The sequence below is a fragment of the Nonomuraea mesophila genome (assembly GCF_004352805.1).
GTDB classification, from domain to species: Bacteria; Actinomycetota; Actinomycetes; order Streptosporangiales; family Streptosporangiaceae; genus Nonomuraea; species Nonomuraea longispora.
The window spans coordinates 1-17,632 of record NZ_SMLD01000003.1 but is presented as its reverse complement, the minus strand read 5'-3'; the positions used below and the strand labels follow the sequence as shown (position 1 = coordinate 17,632).

Here is a 17,632-nt window from a genome sequence, read left to right as displayed (position 1 = left end):
CGTTCCGGGGCGTCGTAGGAAGGATCAGGATGGAACAACGTCGCCCGCTGGGCTATTGGCTGAAGCTCCTCGACCAGCTCATCGAGGAGAACCTCAATCGAGTACTCGCGGCGCAGGGGCTGCACCGGCGCCACTGGCAGACGATGAACCTGCTCGCCCCAGGGCCCGACTTCGACCGCGCGGGCCGGCGCGGGCCGGCTACGAAAGAGGCGATCGCACAGGGGCTCCGGCCGTTCTGGTCCGGGAGCTCGGTCGACCTGGACCAGGCGATCGACGATCTGCGGCAGCGTGGCTGGATCACCGAGCGGGAGCCCCACAGCCTCACCCCCGAGGGCGAGACCGCGCACGCCGCCCTGGCGCGCGAGGTCGAGCGGGCGGGCCGTCGGATCAGGGACGGGGTGACGGCGGAAAGGTACGCCGACACCATCGAGGTGCTCCGTCACCTGGTGCTGAACGCCGAGCAGATGCGGCGGACCACGATCTGAACCTAAGGCCCGGTTGTTGACGGGAGGGCCGCGGCGATGCAGTCGAGGACGCGCTGGAGCCCGTACCGGAACTGGTCGGCGCGGCTCAAATGCGGCTGGCGCGCCTCCGTCACGATCTTCATGAGGATCGGGTACTCCCCGCTCTTCACCAGCCGGTCGATGTACGGGTGGCTGCGCGCCATCCACTGCGACTCGCTGAGCCCGCTGCGGTGGAGCTCCCTGGCCGAGTTGATGTCCTCGCGGACGGTGCCCTCGATGTAGCCGCTCAGTATGGCGATGAGGCCGAGGTTCTCGTCGATGGAGACGAAGGCGTCGAGCACTCCCATCAGCCGTTCGACCACGAGGAGCTGGTTGGGGCCGAAGCTGGGGAGCGAGCGCTGCACGGTGGCGATCCACGGGTGCCTCAGCCACATGGCCCGCAGTTCCTCGGCGTAGCGGGTGAGGTCGGCTCGCCAGTCGCCCGAGGGCATGCCGGCGATGTCGATCTCGCCCATCACCCGGTCGGCCATGAGCTCGACCAGGTCGTCGCGGCTCGGCACGTAGCGGTAGAGGGACATGGCGCCGGCGCCGATGTCGGTGGCGATCCGCCGCATGGTGGCGGCCTCCAGGCCCTCGGCGTCGGCGATCCGGACGGCCGCCTCGGCGATCTGCGCGCGGCTGTAGACCGGCTTCGGCCCGCGGGCCGGCCGTTCGGGCCGCATCCAGATGTTCACGTACTCGGCGTCGGTCACCGTGCCACCTCCTTGTTGCGTACATAGTACCCAGTGCTTTAGGGTGACGCCGTAACCGCGTACACAGTACTCAGTGGAGGGGTCATGGCTGATCCGATCGTGGTCGCCGAAGGGCTGCACAAGTCCTTCGGCGACACCCACGCCCTGCGGGGCCTGGACCTGAGCATCCCGAGAGGAACGGTCTGCGGCGTGCTGGGTCCCAACGGCGCGGGCAAGACGACCGCGGTGCGCATCCTGGCGACCCTGTCCGACCCCGATGCCGGGCACGCCCGCGTCGCCGGATACGACGTCGTACGCGAGGCCGGCAAGGTGCGCGCCAGGATCGGGCTCGCGGGCCAGTACGCCGCCGTGGACGAGAAGCTCACCGGCCGTGGCAACCTGCGCATGTTCGGGCGCCTGTCCCACCTGTCCCGGCGCGAGGCGCATCGGCGGGCCGACGAGCTGCTCGAACGTTTCGGCCTGACGGACGCCGCCGATCGGCAGGTCGCCGGCTACTCCGGCGGCATGCGGCGCCGCCTCGACCTGATCACCAGCCTCATCCTGCGCCCCGAGGTGCTCTTCCTGGACGAGCCGACCACCGGCCTCGACCCGCGGAGCCGCGGCGAGATCTGGGACAACGTCCGCGAGCTGGTGGCGGACGGCACCACCGTGCTGCTCACCACGCAGTACCTGGACGAGGCCGACCAGCTGGCCGACGGCATCGCCGTCGTCGACCACGGGCGGGTGATCGCCACGGGCACACCCGACGAGCTGAAGGCCACGATCGGCGACCGCCTCGACGTCGTCCTCGACGATCCCGCCGCCCTGGGGCCGGCGGTGACCGTACTGAAGAACCTGGCCGGAACCGAACCCACTCTGAGCGGCGCCGACCGGCTCGGCGTCGCCCTGCCGAGCGGCGGCTTCCGGCTCGCCGACATCGTGCGCGAGCTCGACCGCGCCGGGATCGCCGCGGCGGACGTGCGGCTGGGCCGCCCCACCTTGGACGAGGTGTTCCTGCGCCTCACCGACCGGAAGGAGCTCGTCTGATGACCGGCCTCGCACCGCCGCTGGACCATCGCCTGCGGTGGACGTTCACCGACGGGCTGACCCTGGTCGGCCGCGAGCTGGAACGGCTGAGGCGCGCCCCCGGCGAACTCGTCGCGGCGCTGCTCTTCCCCGCCGTCATGGTGGTGCTGTTCGGGTACGTCTTCGGCAGCGCGATCGGGGTGCCGGGCGGCGGCGACTACCGCGAGTACCTGATGCCGGGCCTGTTCGCGATGGTGACCTTCTCCGCGTGGCCGGCGGTCATGACCCGGATGGCCGCCGACGTCTCCCGCGGGGTGATGGACCGGTTCCGCTCCATGCCGATGGCGCGCTTGGCCGTGCCGTTCGGGCAGACGGGCGCCGACCTGCTGACCGGCCTGCTCATGCTGGCCATCATGGTGGGCGCGGGCCTGCTGGTGGGCTGGCAGCCGCACCTCGGCGTGGTCCCCACGGCCCAGGCGTTCCTGCTCATGATCGTGCTGCGGTACGCGCTGAGCTGGGTGGGCGTCTACGTGGGCCTGGCGGTGAAGAACGACCAGGTCGCCGACGCGATGGTGCCGCTGGGCCTGCCGTTCACGATGGTGTCGAACGCCTTCGTCCCCACCGACGGCATGCCGGGCTGGCTGCGCTTCCTGGCCGACTGGAACCCGGTGAGCGCGCTCACCGCCGCCACCCGGGAGCTGTTCGGCAACCCGGGCGTCGCGTCCGGAGACGTCGCGTGGCCACTCGCCCATCCGGTGATCGCCGTCCTGCTCTGGTCGGCCGCGCTACTGGCGATCTTCGTCCCGCTGTCGCTGCGCGCCTACATGCGCAGAGGACGCTGAACGCGCCCGCCGGACGCGGCACCACCCTCGGCGTACCGAAGTGATGCGCACCACTGCCGGCGGGTTGTCCCCTGACTTCCCACTTCTTCGTCATCCAGGTGTCACAGCCGACCCAACAAGGAGATCCTCATGGAGAGCCGCTTCAACTACGCCGAGAACCCGGTCGGGGCCAAGGCCGCCAAGCACCTGGTCTCGGCGAGCAAGGTCGTCATGGACTCGTCCGTGCCGGAGGCGACGAAGGAACTGATGTCGCTGCGCATCAGCCAGATCAACGGCTGCGCGCCCTGCGTGGAGATCCACACCAAGGAGCTCGAGCACGCGGGAGAGCCCTCGCTACGGATCAACCTGGTCCCGGTCTGGCGGGAGGCACCCGTCTACACGGACGCCGAGCGAGCCGCCCTGGCGCTCGCGGAAGAGGGCACCCGGGTCGCCGACACAGCCGAGGGCGTCAGCGACGAGACCTGGGCCGCGGCGGCCGAGCACTACGACGCGGACCAGCTCGCCGCCCTGGTGGCGCTCATCGCCGTGATGAACGCCTTCAACCGCATGAACATCATCACCGCGCAGCCCGCCCCCACTTCCTACCGGCCCGGCCAGTGGTAGCCGGCGGCGGCTCCGTGCAGCCAGTTTCTCCTTCGGAAGGACACCATGAGTTCAGCGTTTGCACCTCCTCGCCGTGACTTCGGCGGGGACATCATCGAACCGGGTTCGGCCGCCTACGAACCGGCCGCCCGCTCGATGCTGGTCCCGGGCAGCCCCGCCGTCGTCCTGCGGCCGGACAGCGTCGCGGACGTCCAGGCAGGTGTCAGGTTCGCCGCCGGCACGGGGCTCGTGCTGTCCGTACGAGGCGGCGGCCACGGCTTCGCCGGTTTCGGCACCAACGACGGCGGCATCGTCCTCGACCTCGGCAGGCTCGCGAGCGTGGAGATCATCGACAAGGAACGTCGCATCGTGCGGATCGGCGGCGGCGCCACCTGGGGTCAGGTCACCGCCGCGCTGGCCCCGCACGGCCTGGCGATCTCCGCGGGCGACACCAGGACCGTCGGTGTCGGTGGACTGACGTTGACCGGCGGCATCGGATGGAAGGTCCGCAAGTACGGCCTGGCCCTGGACAACGTGGTCGCCGCGGACGTGGTCACCGCCGACGGCGAGTTGCTGCGGTCGAGCGCGACGGAGAACCCGGAGCTGTTCTGGGCGCTTCGCGGCGGGGGCGGCAACTTCGGGATCGTGACCGCCTTCGATTTCGTCGCGCACCCGACCACGGATGTCTTCTTCGGCACGATCACCTTTCCAGCCTCGGAGGCGGCCACCGTACTCCAGGGGTGGGCGGACCACCTGCGCACCGCGCCCGATGAGCTCACCTCGATCGTGGACTTCGCCAACCCCTTCACCGGCGGACCGGACGCACCCGTCGAGATCCAGGTCGCCTATGACGACGACGACCCCGAACGCGCCGCCCGGGCCCTCGATCCGATCCGCCGGCTCGGCACGATGATCGGCGACGATGTCACGCTCAAGCCGTACGCGGATGTGCTCGTGGACTTCGCGTCTCCACCGCCCGGCATCCAGCTGGTCACCCGGAGCGCGTTCGTCGACACCGCGTCGGTGCCGGCGGCTCTGCGGATCCTCACCGAGGCCGGGGCATCGGATTCCGCACCGAAGATCTCCGTCCGCAGCGTGGGCGGTGCGGTGTCCCGGCTTCCCGGGGACGCCACGGCCTACGCTCACCGCCAGGCGGAGCTGATGGTCGTGACCACCACCGTGGGCCCGCCTCCGGCCATCGAGGCCGCCCGTCCGAACCTGGAAGCCATCTGGGCCAGGCTCACGCCACATACCAGTGGCGCCTACGCCAACTTCCTCGCCTCTGCCACCGGCGACGACGTCGCCGCGATCTATCCGCCGCCCACCTACCGGCGGCTCGCGGCGGTCAAACGCCGGTACGACCCCGGCAACCTGTTCTCCCGCAACCACAACATCCGCCCGCAGTAAGCCCTCGGCGGCACCTCGATCGATCAGCCACCACGGCGGTCGTCGACCGTGACGGCGGATCAGTCCGTACCTTCACGGTGCACTCGTTCCCCTGCTTCCCCATCCGCATCACGACGCGCGGCTTGGTGCCGAGCTGCCCCGTGCTCGCCCGTCAGCGGCTCGTGCAGCACCAGGCCCCGCAGCCACGTCGGCAGCTGCGCCTGGCGCCCGGGCTGCGGCGCTACGGCAGGCGCGGCGGCTCGCACCGGAGGATCTCGCCGTGCTCACCACCCTCCAACGCGAACCGTCCGCCGGACCGAAGATTCAGCCCGGCAGGAGGTGTGCCACGAGGGTGCGTGCCCATTCGGGCGAAGGGGGCTGCTCGGTGAAGACGGCCCGGTAGTAGAGGGGGGCGAGCAGGGCATCCACGGCGCGTTCGACCGCCGGGGTTTCGTTGCCCCGTGTCTGTTCCCGTTCGATGATGGCTTCGAGCTGTCGCTGGCGTTCCATGCGGCACACGCCGGCGTTTTCCCCGCCCGTGCCGACGATGGCGCGTACCAGCGCGAGAGTGTCCGGGTCATTGAGGTCCTTGGCGAGGTCGTACGCGTAGCGTTCCAGATCCTCGCGGAGGCTTCCGGTGTCGGGGACCACGACATCGCCGGAGAAGCGGCTGGTCGCGACGTCGGCGAGCAGTTCGCCGACGGAGCCCCAGCGGCGATAGACGGTCGTGGCGTGCACGCCCGCCCGCGCGGCGATGACCGGGATCGTCAGCGCATCGCGGGCCTCGACGGTGAGCAGTTCCTTGACGGCCTGGTGGACGGCCGCGCGGATCCGGGCTGAGCGGCCTCCGGGCCGGCTGTCCGTGCGTGGCGGGGGGCTCTGAGCTGGCATGTCTCCATTATCGCATCGATCACTGCTTTATTTTAGCAGTGATCACTGCATTTGTGGTACGTTCGCAGCTACTAACGCAACGATCGCTGCGAGGTTTCCGTGTCTGGTGATTCTCCCGATACCGCGTCCTCTGGCGCCGCACCGCCCGTCGCCGGTCCGCGCCGCCGGCCGTGGAGGGGTGCCTTCTCGTCCGTGGGCGCCGTCCTGGTGCTCTTCCTGGCCGCCTCCAGCGCGCCGTCCCCGATCTACGTGATCTACCAGGAGCAGTGGCGGTTCACGGCGTGGGTGCTGACCGTGGTCTTCGCTCTCTACGTGTTCGGCCTGCTGGGCTCGTTGCTCGTCGTGGGAGCGCTGTCGGATCATCTCGGCCGGCGGCCGGTGCTCGCCGCGGCGATCGGGCTGGAGGCGGTCGCGATGGTGTTGTTCCTGGTCGCGGGGGACGTGTTGGTGCTGGCCGTCGCGCGGGTGCTGCAGGGCGTCGCGACCGGGGCGGCGACAACGGCGCTGAGTGCCACTCTGGTCGATCTCGAACCGCGGAGAGCGGGCGTGGTCACGTCGGTGGCGCCGTTGACCGGGCTGGCTCTGGGTGCTGTCGGCAGTGGTGTGCTGGTGGAGTTCGGTCCGGCGCCGACCCGGCTGGTCTACGCGCTCATGCTCGGCGGCATGGTGCTGGCGGCGGTGATCGTCGCCCTCCTGCCGGAGACGTCGCTGCGCCGGCCGGGAGCGCTGGCCTCCCTTCGCCCGCGCGTGGCGATGCCCGCACATCTGCGCGCGGACATCGTCCCGCTGGTGCCGGCGATGATCGCCACCTGGGCGCTGGCCGGCATGTACCTCTCCCTCGGCCCGTCGGTCGCCGCGGAGCTGCTGGGGCTGCGCAGTCACCTCATCGGCGGTGTCGTCGTGACGCTGCTGGCGGGCACCGGAGCGCTCGCGGTCGCCCTGCTCCGCTCCCGCCCGGCGTCCGCGCTGCTCGCCCCCGCCGCGGCGACGCTCGGGCTCGGCACCCTGGTCTCGCTGGCCGGGGTGGAGGACAAGCTCGCCTGGCTCGCCGCGGCCGGCACCGTCGTCGCGGGCATCGGGTTCGGCGCGTCGGTGCTGGCCACGTTCGGCACCTTCGCCAGGATCGCCAGGCCGCACGAACGCGGCGCGGTCTTCGCCCTGGCGAACGTCATCAACTACCTGGGCAACAGCGTGCCCGCCGTGCTCGGCGGCATCGCCGTCACCGCCCTGGGATTGAGATCCGCCACCGTGATCTACGCGCTGGCGATCACGCTGATCACCTTCTCCGCCTTCATCCTGCGCCTGAACCAGCTACGGCTCCAGCGCCACATTGCCACGGTCCCCTGCGACTGAGGCTCCGACGAAGACATCCCTACAATTCCGTCATAAGGACGAATCATGACAAACATCCCCAAGGTCAGGCAGAACCGGGAAATCCAGCGACCCGGCGGCACGACCCTCCGCTACACGGCCGGCGGACCGGCGGGAGGGCGGACCCTGGCTCTCATCCATGGCTGGGCGTGCGATCGCGGCGACTTCGACGCGGTGACCGACCATCTGCCCGGCGACCACCGCGTGCTGGCGATCGACCTCGCCGAGCACGGCGAGTCGCGGTCGTCGCGGGAGGTCTGGACGATGGAGGAATTCGCCCGCGACGTGGCCGCGGTGCTGGAGGCCGAGTCGGTGGACGACGTGGTCGTGGCCGGGCATTCCCTCGGCGGGGCGGTCGCCGTCGAGGTGGGCCGGCTGCTGCCCGACAAGGTCTCGCACGTGGTCGCGCTCGACGCCTTGCACTATCTGTCCCTGTTCCCGGCGATGAGCGAGGAGCAGGCCGAGGCGGTGCTGCGCGTGTTCGAGGAGGACTTCGCCGCGGGGGTGCGGGGCCTCGTGGAGGGAGGCTCGCCGGTCGGGACCGACCCGGCTCTCAAGGACGCGTACTTCGAGAAGATGGTCGCCGTACGTCAGCCTGCCGGACTGCGTTCCATCGAGGGCCTGGTGCGCTGGGACATGGACGCGGCGCTGCGCGAGACGAAGCAGCCGATCACCGTGTTCGCGATCCGTGACCTCATCACGCAGGAAGCGATCGACCGTTACGGTGACCGGCTCGACATCGTGCTCGTCGACCTGGGCAGCCACCACTTCCCGGTGGAGTCGCCGGAGGGTACGGCGAAGCTCCTGGCCGGCGTGACCGGCGGGTAAGGAGCCTGCCGGGCGCGGCCGCGGAGAAGCCCGAGCACATCAGGCTGGCCAGCTCGGGTCACCGGGGACCGCGCGTCGGAACGCGGCCGATCGCCGCACCGCTCTCCCGGAAACTGCGGCCGGCGGCCGTCGTATCACCGTCTGGTCAGGGCGCCGACATTGAGTACGAAGCCGGAGTCCAGGCCGGCCTGGCGCACGACGCCGTTCATGATCGACGCTTGTAGTCTCCCGTCGCCCGCCACCTGCCAGAAGCCCATGGTGATGGTCTTGCCGGAGCGCTTGCAGGTCTGTCCGGGCGGGTTCAGTTCGGCTGTGTTCCCCCATGCGGTCATGGTCCACTCGCAACCGTCCGCCGTCCGGGCGACCCCCGTACGATCCGGTTTCACCGTCATCTCGACGAGGCCGCGCTGCGGCGTGAGCTTCGGCGTGGCGTCCGGCCGGCCCGGCAGGTACGTGGCGAAGTTGACCAGTTGCGAGGGATCGGCAGGGGCGTACTTCCACTGGCCGGCGAATCGCTTCGCCACCTTGGCCGGCGGCTCCTGCTCGGCCTTGGTACGGGCCCCTCGCTCCAGGACGAAGTCGAACTCGCCGCGCCGATTGTGGCTCACGCCTTTGATGGTCTCCCTTTCGTGCCGGCCCGAGACGGTCACCGACCAGCTGGTGATGGTGTAGCCGGATTTGATCACCTGGTTCTCACAGGACTGGCGGGGCGGATCGAGCTCAAGGGAGCCCCGCCGGGCCGTGAACCGCCACGTGCAGCCCCGGTCCGTCCGTCCCACGACCCTTCCGCGGGACTCCGTCGAGAACACGATCCGGCCGATCTGCGGGATCTGCCACGTCGAGCCGGCAGGCGCCAGCGGATTGGCGCTGTCACAGCCCGGCCGCGTGTCCGGACACTTGAGTTCCGCAACGTTCCTCATGCTGCCGCGGTCCGGCTGGTCGTAGTTCCACGTGCCCAGGTACTTGTCCACACTCGGTCCGCCGCTCGCGGGGGCGGCGGCCGCCGGGCCCGGGACACCGGCTGCGGTCACAGCCAGGGCGGCGGCCAGGACCACGGCCGCCGGCCATCGCCGACGCGCGGGCCTCGTCGTCCGGAGCGGGAAACGGGATGACATGATCCTCCTGAAGTGAATACGGCGTATGCACGCCGAGATCGATACGGGTGTTCGGCGCATTCCAGCGCGACCTCGCGCCTCGGCCGTCCCGGGCCGTACGTCGGTGACCCGCACGTTCAGCGGTGCGAGTTCCTGCCGGAAATGCCGGGACAGATGGCTGACGGCCGCCTTGGTCGCCGCGTACACGGCGGCGCCGAACTCCACCTGGCCGGCCGCGGCCGATGAGATGTTGACGATGTCGGCAGCGCCTCCGGTGGAGGCCGCTTCGAGCAGATCCGGCATGAGCGCATGGATGAAGCGGAGCAGTCCGGTGAGGTTCAGCTCCATCTGGCGCTCCCATTCGCCCGGCGAACCGTCCGACAGCAGGCCAGGGAGCAGGATTCCGGCATTCCCGGACCGCCCCGACGCCACGTGGGGGTGCGCGTGGTCGGCTACACCCGCTCACGCAGGCGCATGTTCGGCGTTCTAGGAAGACCCTCGCGACGGCGCAGGCCATCGCCGCGGCGGTGACCATCGTGGCGGCCGGCGCGCCCGCTGCCGGCGCAACGGCCGATGGCCTTGCGTGCGGGGCCGCCGACCGCGTGGCTCGCCGGAGGAGGGCCGGACGCCGGGCGCGACGCTTGCGCCAAGGTCTCAGTTCTGGAAGGCGCCGGCGTGGTCGGTCACCCAGTCGGCCCAGGTGCGTGCCGGTCGGCCGAGGATCGACTCCACCTCGCCGGTGACGCGCGCCGGCCGACCGGCACCGCGGGCGTACCTGGCCAGCAGGGCGACGACGAACGGCTCCGCCAGACCTTGCCCGACCATGGCGTGCCGGACGGCCTCCGCCGGGATCTCCTGAAAGCGCAGCGGTTTCCCGAGCACCTCGCCGACGACGGTGATCAGCTCGGCGTGGGTGAGCGATTGCGGGCCGGTCAGGTCCAGCTTGCGGCCCACCAGGTCATCGGACAGCAGCGCGCGGGCGCCGACCGCGGCAAGGTCCTGCTCGTGGATCGGAGCCTCGGAGAAGCTCGCGTACGGCCCGCGAACGACGTCACCGGCGCGGATCTGACCGCCCCAGGCCAGGAGCGTGTTGACCGCGAAGGCGCCGGCCCGCAGGCTCACCCATTCCAGCCCGCTGGCGATGGCGGCGTCCTCGACCTCCTTGTTACGGTCGCCGTTGACTCGCGACGGCTGCTCCTCGAAGGGGTCGTCGACGTTGATGGCCGACAGCACCACGACTCGCCGCACTCCGCGTTCCTTGGCGAGGGCCAGCACCTGCGCGGCGGCCAGGCCGACGGCGCGCGGGTGCAGGAACACCTGACTGACGCCCTCCAGGGCGGGGGCGAGCGTGCTCGGCCGGCCAGGGTCGCCCGCGACCACCTCGACACCGCCGGGCAGGCCGGCGGCGTCCGGGTCGCGGGTGACGGCGCGGACCTTGACGCCCTCGGCGGCGAGCAGGCCGGCCAAGGGACGTCCGATGGTGCCTGTAGCGCCGGTGACCAGAATCACTTGTCCACCTTTCAGTGCATTGATGTCCCGGGTGGGAACGAGTGGGGATCTAGTTGATGCGGGAGAGTTTGTCGGGGTTGGTCACGGCGTAGATGTCGCGCACCCGATCACCGTCCGATGTCAGATCGAGGACGAAGACGGCGAAGGGCGAGTCCGCCACGAACAACACCCCCGACGGTTCCCCGTTGACCAGCCGATACTGGATGTCCAGGCCGGCGGACCGGCGTGGGGCCCGAGCCATGAGGAGCCGGGCGACCTTGTCACGGCCGTGAATCGGCAGCGGGCCCGCCGCTGTCGCCTTGCCGCCCCCGTCGGTCCACAGGGTGACCTCCGGCGCCAGGAGATCCAGCAGGGAGTTCAGATCGCCGCCGAACGCCGCCGCCATGAACCGCTCGGTCGCCTGCCGCTGTGTACGCGGATCCACCGGGTAGCGGGGACGCCGGGCTTGCACGTGCTCACGGGCACGATGGGCGATCTGGCGTACCGCGGCCGGGGTCCGGTCGATCATGCCCGCGATCTCGGCCTGCGAGTAGCCGAACACCTCGAACAAGATGAACACCGCGCGTTCCAGCGGTGTGAGCGTTTCCAGGACCACCAGCAGTGCCATCGACAGCGACTCGTTGCCCACGGCGTCCTCGGCGGAGTCGACCCCGGCCGAACTGACGAGCGGCTCCGGCAACCACTGCCCGAAGTAGGTCTCGCGCAGCCGTCGAAGTGCGCTCTGGCGAGCGAGGGCCTTGTTCACCGCGATGCGGATCAGATAGGCGCGCTGGTTGTCGATGGTGTCCAGGTCTCTGGCGACCCAGGCCAGCCACGTCTCCTGCAGGACGTCCTCGGTGTCGGAGACGCTGCCGAGCATGTTGTAGACGATGGAGAAGACCAGCTCGCGGTGGTCGGTGAACATCTGCGTGGCGGAATCTTCCGAGCCGTCGGGCATCGGGGCCTCCCCTCCTGTCGGTCATCGCCTTCAAGAGTCATGCGAGGGGCCGGGATGTGACACGCCGGGCAGGATGTGACCCGGATCTCACCTCTCAGGCGGGCCTGCCCCTGACTCATTCGGCAACGCCGGCCACGCCCCGCCTGCCGATCGCAGTGGTCCGCCGGCGGTAGCCCGCGATGGGCCGGCCTGTGCCGGTGGTGATCAGCTGCGGCAGGCTCTCGGTGATGAAGAAGGTCCAGGCGGGCGAGCACGCTTCGAAGCAGGCGGATTCGGCCGCGGTGAGGCCTTCGTGCGTGAAGTGCACCGTCGTGCCCTTGGCGTTGGTGGTGATGTCGAAGATGACGTTGGTGCCGGTCCACTCGTCAGGTTCGTTGATGAAGTCGGAGTCCACGACGTGCCAGACCACCCGTCGGCCGGGCACGAACTCGGTGATCTGGAACCGGGCGAACCGGAGGCCCTCCTTGGCTCGGATGGTCTCACCGGCGTATTCGCTGTCGTCGGTGAAGACGAACTCGTCGTGCAGGGCGGCGGAGTGGCCGATGAGGTTCTCGCTCCACCAGCCGCGGACGTTGGCAATGGCCTCGAAGACCTGCTCCGGCGTCCGGTCGACGGTCATGGTGGCGGTCAGGTACTCGGTGTTCGACATGGTCTTCGCCTCTCTTGGGTGGTTTCGCCCCACCGACGAAGGAGACAGCCCGGGATCGACACCAACGGGGAAGAAACGTCGAAAATTCTGCCGCGATGGCCATCGTGCTGGTCAGAGCTCGGAAAGACGACCCTCCAGATAACGGCGTTCGGCCTCGGTCGGCGCCAGTCTCAGCGCCTCCTCGTAGAACGTCGCGGCCTCGGCGACGCGGCCCGTCCGGCGGAGCAGATCAGCTCTTGTCGCCGGCAACAGGTAGTAGCCGTCGAGCTCGCCGGATTCGGCGAGTTCGTCGACGAGGGCAAGTCCGGCGGGGATGCCGTCGGCCATCGCGACCGCCACGGCGCGGTTGAGCTCCACCACGGGAGAGGGGGCCATCCGCGTGAGCTCCGCATAGAGGGCGGCGATCTGCGGCCAGTCGGTAGCCGCGGCGTCGGGCGCTGTCGCGTGACAGGCGGCGATCGCGGCCTGCACCTGATACGGCCCGCAGCGCCGTACGGCCAACGCCTCGTCAAGCGTTGCAAGGCCTTCGGCGATCAGCGCGCGATCCCACCGGGATCGGTCCTGGTCCTCCAACGGGACCAGCACGCCGTCGTCGATGCGGTTCGCGCGGCGGGCCTCGAGCAGCAACATCAACGCCAACAGGCCTCGCGCCTCAGGCTCGCCCGGCATCAGGCGGACCAGCGTCCGGGCCAGATGGATCCCCTCGGCGGCCAGTGCCCTGCGCCCGTCTTCTTCGTCGTAGCCCTCGTTGAAGATCAGGTACAGCACCGCGAGGACAGCTGCCAGCCGCTGCGGCAGGAGCTCCGCCGGTGGCACCCGGTACGGTATCCCGGCCTCGACGATCTTGCGCTTGGCGCGCACCAGGCGTTGCGCCATCGTCGGCTCGGCAGTCAGGAACGCCTTGGCGATCTCAGCCGTGCTCAGTCCCGCCAGCGTCCGTAGCGTCAGGGCGACCCGAGCAGGGAACGGAAGCGCGGGATGGCAGCACGTGAAAATGAGCCGCAACCGCTCGTCAGGAATCCCCTCAGCCGACGACTCGATCGGAGCCCGCTCCAGTACGGCAAGCTGCCGCACCTTCGCCGCCCCCGTCGCATCCCGCCGCAGCCGATCGGTCGCCCGGTGACGTGCCGTCGTCGTCAGCCACGCACCGGGACGAGCCGGAACGCCGTCGCGTCCCCACGTCGCCAGCGCAGCGGCGAACGCGTCCTGTGCGCAGTCCTCCGCCAGGTCCCAGTTCCCGGTCAGACCGATCAGCGTGGCGACCACTTGGCCCCACTCATCCCGGAAGGCCGCATCGACCGCGGCACGGACCGCCTCCGGCGCGTTCATTCCCACACGGGGCGGACCTCGACACAACCCCGGCTCGCGTAGGGGTGCCGTGCCGCGATCGCGATCGCCTCGTCCAGATCGACGCATTCGATGATGTCGATACCGCCGATGAAGTCCTTCGTCTCCGCGAACGGGCCATCGGACACCAGCGTCTCCCCATCACGGACCCGGACCGTCGTCGCATCCGCCACCGGACGCAACCGCGCACCGCCGAGAATGGCTCCTCGCCGATCCACCTCCGCCCCGTACGCTCGATACGCCGGGTCCGCCGCGATCTCCTCCATGGACGGCGACACCTTCTCATCGTCACAGATCAGCAACACGTACTTCATAAGGCCACTATGCCCGCCACCGCCTCCGGCACCGCACGCGTTCCCGAGCCCTGACAGTCCGGCGCCGTGTGGTCGCTTGAGGCCGGACGCCTGCTCCCTCCGGTGCAGTGCGTACAGCGAACGGTGCAAGGTCAGTCGACGATCACCGGACACTGCGGCGGTGGCGACCCTCCTGGTCACTCACGTCTGATCCGGGCTGGTGAACAGATCCAGAGCTTCCGCGGTCCCCGAGTCCGCCGGTCCGCGCGGTCGCGGAAGCCGAGCCTGCCGACGGCGTCGCCCAGGTGACCACCCGGGCGACGCGGCCGGCATGCCCCGGCCCGGCGTTACGGGTGACGCCGTCAGGTCACTCGACGACGATCTGGTGGGCGGCCTTGGCCGGCCCGGCACCGGCCGTCCCCGACCACAACGCGAGGTAGTGGTATCTGCCGGCGGTGGCGGGCGTGTCGGTGAACGTGTACGTGCCGTCGGCGTCCACGCTCACCGGCGGGAGCTTGACGGTTCCGTCGCTGACGTTGTCGACGTACACGCTGCGCTGCACGGTGAGCGTGGCCCCCGGCGAGGGCGGTTTGCCGCCCTCGGTCAGCACGCCGGTCAGCTCCATGGCCGTGCCGACGACGCCGGACCGCGGCCCGTCCAGGGTGAGGGCGGATCTGTGCCTGACCAGCACGGTGACGGAGGCACTGCTCCGGCGGTAGCGGTCATCGCCGTCCCAGAACACCCAGTAGGTCACCTCACCGACGTCCGGCGGCGTGTCCTGGAAAGTGAACGTGCCATTCCTCTGCGTCGTCACGCCGGCGATCGGCTTTTTCGTCCCGTCGATCAGGCGGCGGGTCACCGCGAGCGGCTTGGGCCCGAGCGCCTTACCGTCGGCGCGGGTGAGCCTCCCCTCGACGGTGACCGGCGAGCCGGCATACGTGCGCGCCGGGGCCGTCACCGTCAGATCGGATGCCGGCAGCGCGACACCCGTCACCCGCCACAGCAGCAGCCGATCCGCGGAGTTCCGTAGCAGGACGAGGACATCCGTCCCGGAGAACGCGACGCCGTCCGGGAGAATTTCGGCGTCCGGCTGGTCGGCCGCGAACATGGCCGCGCCGGTCGCGGCATCGTAGAGCGTGAGGTCGGTGCTTCCCCACTGGCGTCCCGCGGCGAGGTAGGCGCCGTCCGAGCTGAGCGCCACGGCCGACGGATAGCCGTCCCAGCCGTCGCCGTAGGTGCCCGTCGCTGTCAGGGTTTCGGTGTCGTACCTGGTGAAGTGACCGGGAGTGTCGGCCGCGGAGAACAGGGTGGTGCCGTCGGAGGTCAGGGCGAGGTCGCGTAGATGGTCCATGCGCCACTCCTCGCCGTCGATGGTGCCGCGTAGCTCCGTGGTGCCGTCGCCGACGTCGTAGACCAGCATGTCGGCGTGGTGCAGACTGCTCCGGCCGACCACGAGCGTGTCGCCGGCAGCCGCGAGTTCGGGCGCGCGCAGATGTTCGCCCCCGACCGTCACCGGCGCCGGTGCGGCCGCGCTCAGATCCAGGCCGACGACGCCGCCACCGCCCGTGTCGCATCCGTGGCCCACCCACAACCGCTCGCCCAGCAAGGCCAGGGTGGACGGGCACGGGTGGGCCGACAGGTCGATTCGCCGGACGATGGTGAGGCTCGCGGTGTCGATCTCGGCCACCTCGTTCGAGCCGGTGAGCGCTGCGTACAGGCGGGTGTCGTCCGGGTTCACGGCCAGCTCACGGACGCCGGACAGACCGGTGACGACGTCGCCGGTGAGGTTGCCGCCGGTGTCGGCCACGATGATCCGGTCGTCGGCGGAGACGAACACCCGGCCGCCGCCAACGGCCAGGTCGGCGGTGGAGGAATCGAAGCTCACCCCGAGGTCGGTCGTGGTGCCGGCCGCCGATGCGGCGGGGGCCACGACAGTGACCAGGCCGATGATCAGCCCGGCGGCACCGCAGTGAGCGGCTAATCGGCGAACCAGCGGATGGCGCACGAGGACCTCCTGATGCGTGGGAACATATGTTCTAATGACGTCTTATGGCTGCGCCCACGTCAAGATCGGGCGGTCGCGCGACACCGAACCGTGATCAAGCCCGCCCCGGGACCGGGCGAGCGCGCAGGGCCAGAACTTCACGGTGAGGTCACCAAGGCCTCCATGCATGCGGCTCGGTTTCGTGACCCTCCAAGCTGGGGCACCCCGACACGGCTTGGACGATGTTGTGAGTCACGCGGCCCGCAGTTGGGTCAGGCGTTCTGCTGGTGCCAGCGGTTCAACAGGGCGGGGAGTTCGCCGAGCAGGAATGCGTAGAAGGCGCGCATCTGGGTCAGTCGATGATGGGCGGGGTCGCCGGTTTCGGTGGCGGCGATGCCGGCGGATGCGGCCTGCAGCATGGACTGAACGACGGTGTTCTGGCTGGTGAACAGGGTGGCCCAGGCGTCGTCGCGGAGCCGGTAGTGCTCACGGCGGCTGCCCGGCGCGGGCAGGCGTTCGATCAGGCCGACCGTCAGCAGGGATTTGATCGCGCCGGAGACGGAGCCCGCGCTGGCCTCCAACCGCTCGGCGATCTCCCCGGCAGTGACGCTTTCCTGGTCGGTGAACAGGAAGACCGCCAGAGTGCGCGCGGGCATGCGTTGCAGCCCGCCTTCGATCAGAGTCAGGGCCAGCCGTTCGGCCGCCTGCCACTGCTCATGCCTGTCGTTCACGTATGCCTCCTTGGGTAAGCAGCATAGCGAACGTACTGAGTCTTCAGAATTTTCTGAAAAGTCGATATAGTCTTTCGTGCCGGCTCTCGCGAGAGGTTCGGTGGTGTGCCGGGAAGCCTGGTCGGCGATGTGACATTCAGCTCCACGTTGATAGGAAGTTGACCGGCTATGACCCTGCTCAGCCGCCGCACCCGGGTGCAGGTCTCCAGCGGCGCCCACCCGCGCTCCGGCCGGAGCCCCGGCACCGGCGAGCCGCTCGCGTACCGGGACGGGTTTGCGCGCGTCCGAGCACGAGATCTCGTTCTCGGCGGCTCCCACCACGTGGGCCGCGCCGTCGTGGAGGCCGCGCTGGAGCGCGGCGACGATGTGAGCACGCTCAACCGAGGTCTCAGCCGCGCCCCCGCGCCCGGCGTGCACCTCTGGCCCTGGCCCGCGGGCGCCGATGAGCGGGCGCCCCTGGTCGACGGCGACCCAGGCAGCACCATCCCGTGGTGGCTGCGCCGCCTCAGCAAGGGTGGCAGGGTCCTGGCACCCGCCCCTGCCCGCACGTCCCTGCAACACATCGACGTCCGGGATCTGGCCGTCTGCCTGCTGCGCTCGGCCGGGCGAGGTCTGAGCGGCGCTTTCACCACGGCCGGCCCACCGGGGGCGATCACATCCGGCGACCTGCTCAGCACAGCCCTTGAGGTCATCGGTTGCGACGCCGAACTGGTGTGGGCCGAGCCGGAGTTGCTCCTGCGGCACGGCCTGCCGCTCGGCATGGAGTTCGGGCTGAGGGCACCCCGCTCGGACGCCCCTTCACCGGACACCTGGCTGGACGTCGCCGCCGAACAGCGGCTACTCGACCACCTCACCAGCTAAGGAAGCACACCTTTCATGCGCGCCATCATCATCGGAGCCGGCATCGCCGGCCTGGCCACCGCCCTGCGTCTGCACCAGATCGGCTGGGACGCCCTCATCGTCGAAC

Annotated in this window: 18 protein-coding genes; 8 read left to right on the top strand and 10 right to left on the bottom strand. The window is 70.1% G+C overall.

Annotated elements, in window-relative coordinates:
* Positions 1–29: 29 nt before the first annotated feature.
* A complete protein-coding gene (locus E1295_RS01860) occupies positions 30–485 on the top strand; it encodes a MarR family transcriptional regulator (RefSeq protein ID WP_132627882.1) in 456 nt (151 codons plus the stop codon).
* A gap of 2 nt (positions 486–487) precedes the next feature.
* On the opposite strand, the gene E1295_RS01855 is transcribed toward E1295_RS01860, so the two are convergent.
* Positions 488–1,216, bottom strand: a complete 729-nt coding sequence (locus E1295_RS01855; RefSeq protein ID WP_132627881.1) for a TetR/AcrR family transcriptional regulator — start codon at positions 1,214–1,216, stop codon at positions 488–490.
* Between the two features lie 84 nt (positions 1,217–1,300).
* On the opposite strand from E1295_RS01855, the gene E1295_RS01850 reads away from it, so the two are divergent.
* The 4 genes from E1295_RS01850 to E1295_RS01835 all read left to right on the top strand — a co-directional run bounded on the left by E1295_RS01850 (position 1,301) and on the right by E1295_RS01835 (position 5,052).
* A complete protein-coding gene (locus E1295_RS01850; protein ID WP_132627880.1) occupies positions 1,301–2,242 on the top strand; it encodes an ATP-binding cassette domain-containing protein in 942 nt (313 codons plus the stop codon).
* Complete coding sequence (locus E1295_RS01845) at positions 2,242–3,063, top strand: ABC transporter permease (RefSeq protein WP_132627879.1); 822 nt, start codon at positions 2,242–2,244, stop codon at positions 3,061–3,063. The genes E1295_RS01850 and E1295_RS01845 overlap by 1 nt, the downstream gene beginning before the upstream one ends.
* A 129-nt stretch (positions 3,064–3,192) precedes the next feature.
* Entirely contained in the window at positions 3,193–3,666 is a 474-nt protein-coding gene (locus E1295_RS01840; RefSeq protein WP_132627878.1) for a carboxymuconolactone decarboxylase family protein, read from the top strand.
* Between the two features lie 45 nt (positions 3,667–3,711).
* A complete protein-coding gene (locus E1295_RS01835) occupies positions 3,712–5,052 on the top strand; it encodes an FAD-binding oxidoreductase (protein WP_132627877.1) in 1,341 nt (446 codons plus the stop codon).
* Between the two features lie 303 nt (positions 5,053–5,355).
* Here the strand turns inward: E1295_RS01835 and E1295_RS01825 are convergent, their stop codons facing one another.
* Positions 5,356–5,922, bottom strand: a complete 567-nt coding sequence (locus E1295_RS01825; protein WP_132627876.1) for a TetR/AcrR family transcriptional regulator — start codon at positions 5,920–5,922, stop codon at positions 5,356–5,358.
* A gap of 192 nt (positions 5,923–6,114) precedes the next feature.
* Here E1295_RS01825 and E1295_RS01820 point away from each other — a divergent pair, with 192 nt between their 5' ends.
* Complete coding sequence (locus E1295_RS01820; RefSeq protein WP_220448498.1) at positions 6,115–7,275, top strand: MFS transporter; 1,161 nt, start codon at positions 6,115–6,117, stop codon at positions 7,273–7,275.
* A 45-nt stretch (positions 7,276–7,320) separates the two neighbouring features.
* Entirely contained in the window at positions 7,321–8,121 is an 801-nt protein-coding gene (locus E1295_RS01815) for an alpha/beta fold hydrolase (RefSeq protein WP_132627874.1), read from the top strand.
* Between the two features lie 134 nt (positions 8,122–8,255).
* Here the strand turns inward: E1295_RS01815 and E1295_RS01810 are convergent, their stop codons facing one another.
* The 8 genes from E1295_RS01810 to E1295_RS01775 all read right to left on the bottom strand — a co-directional run bounded on the left by E1295_RS01810 (position 8,256) and on the right by E1295_RS01775 (position 16,665).
* Complete coding sequence (locus E1295_RS01810; protein WP_132627873.1) at positions 8,256–9,647, bottom strand: SDR family oxidoreductase; 1,392 nt, start codon at positions 9,645–9,647, stop codon at positions 8,256–8,258.
* A 222-nt stretch (positions 9,648–9,869) separates the two neighbouring features.
* Positions 9,870–10,724, bottom strand: coding sequence for an NAD(P)H-binding protein (locus E1295_RS01805; RefSeq protein ID WP_132627872.1), 855 nt, complete (start codon positions 10,722–10,724; stop codon positions 9,870–9,872).
* 49 nt (positions 10,725–10,773) lie between these two features.
* Complete coding sequence (gene sigJ, locus E1295_RS01800; protein ID WP_132627871.1) at positions 10,774–11,661, bottom strand: RNA polymerase sigma factor SigJ; 888 nt, start codon at positions 11,659–11,661, stop codon at positions 10,774–10,776.
* 115 nt (positions 11,662–11,776) lie between these two features.
* On the bottom strand, positions 11,777–12,310 hold the full coding sequence (locus E1295_RS01795; protein WP_132627870.1) for an SRPBCC family protein: 534 nt from the start codon (positions 12,308–12,310) through the stop codon (positions 11,777–11,779).
* Positions 12,311–12,421: 111 nt separating this feature from the next.
* Entirely contained in the window at positions 12,422–13,639 is a 1,218-nt protein-coding gene (locus tag E1295_RS01790; RefSeq protein WP_132627869.1) for an RNA polymerase sigma factor, read from the bottom strand.
* A complete protein-coding gene (locus tag E1295_RS01785; RefSeq protein ID WP_132627868.1) occupies positions 13,636–13,971 on the bottom strand; it encodes a YciI family protein in 336 nt (111 codons plus the stop codon). The genes E1295_RS01790 and E1295_RS01785 overlap by 4 nt, the downstream gene beginning before the upstream one ends.
* 346 nt (positions 13,972–14,317) lie before the next feature.
* Positions 14,318–15,955, bottom strand: a complete 1,638-nt coding sequence (locus tag E1295_RS01780) for a YncE family protein (protein ID WP_132627867.1) — start codon at positions 15,953–15,955, stop codon at positions 14,318–14,320.
* 251 nt (positions 15,956–16,206) lie between these two features.
* Complete coding sequence (locus tag E1295_RS01775) at positions 16,207–16,665, bottom strand: GbsR/MarR family transcriptional regulator (RefSeq protein ID WP_132627866.1); 459 nt, start codon at positions 16,663–16,665, stop codon at positions 16,207–16,209.
* Positions 16,666–16,833: 168 nt separating this feature from the next.
* On the opposite strand from E1295_RS01775, the gene E1295_RS01770 reads away from it, so the two are divergent.
* The gene (locus E1295_RS01770) at positions 16,834–17,526 is read left to right on the top strand and encodes a Rossmann-fold NAD(P)-binding domain-containing protein (protein ID WP_246079781.1); all 693 of its coding nucleotides are present in this window, start codon (positions 16,834–16,836) and stop codon (positions 17,524–17,526) included.
* The last annotated feature ends 106 nt before the right edge of the window (positions 17,527–17,632 follow it).

What these genes read in the sequence shown, in the direction of transcription:
- E1295_RS01860 (WP_132627882.1), top strand. Translation starts at nt 30, where the DNA reads ATGGAACAACGTCGCCCGCTGGGCTATTGGCTGAAGCTCCTCGACCAG.
- E1295_RS01850 (WP_132627880.1), top strand. Translation starts at nt 1,301, where the DNA reads ATGGCTGATCCGATCGTGGTCGCCGAAGGGCTGCACAAGTCCTTCGGC.
- E1295_RS01845 (WP_132627879.1), top strand. Translation starts at nt 2,242, where the DNA reads ATGACCGGCCTCGCACCGCCGCTGGACCATCGCCTGCGGTGGACGTTC.
- E1295_RS01840 (WP_132627878.1), top strand. Translation starts at nt 3,193, where the DNA reads ATGGAGAGCCGCTTCAACTACGCCGAGAACCCGGTCGGGGCCAAGGCC.
- E1295_RS01835 (WP_132627877.1), top strand. Translation starts at nt 3,712, where the DNA reads ATGAGTTCAGCGTTTGCACCTCCTCGCCGTGACTTCGGCGGGGACATC.
- E1295_RS01825 (WP_132627876.1), bottom strand. Translation starts at nt 5,922, where the DNA reads ATGCCAGCTCAGAGCCCCCCGCCACGCACGGACAGCCGGCCCGGAGGC.
- E1295_RS01815 (WP_132627874.1), top strand. Translation starts at nt 7,321, where the DNA reads ATGACAAACATCCCCAAGGTCAGGCAGAACCGGGAAATCCAGCGACCC.
- sigJ (WP_132627871.1), bottom strand. Translation starts at nt 11,661, where the DNA reads ATGCCCGACGGCTCGGAAGATTCCGCCACGCAGATGTTCACCGACCAC.
- E1295_RS01795 (WP_132627870.1), bottom strand. Translation starts at nt 12,310, where the DNA reads ATGTCGAACACCGAGTACCTGACCGCCACCATGACCGTCGACCGGACG.
- E1295_RS01790 (WP_132627869.1), bottom strand. Translation starts at nt 13,639, where the DNA reads ATGAACGCGCCGGAGGCGGTCCGTGCCGCGGTCGATGCGGCCTTCCGG.
- E1295_RS01785 (WP_132627868.1), bottom strand. Translation starts at nt 13,971, where the DNA reads ATGAAGTACGTGTTGCTGATCTGTGACGATGAGAAGGTGTCGCCGTCC.
- E1295_RS01770 (WP_246079781.1), top strand. Translation starts at nt 16,834, where the DNA reads ATGACCCTGCTCAGCCGCCGCACCCGGGTGCAGGTCTCCAGCGGCGCC.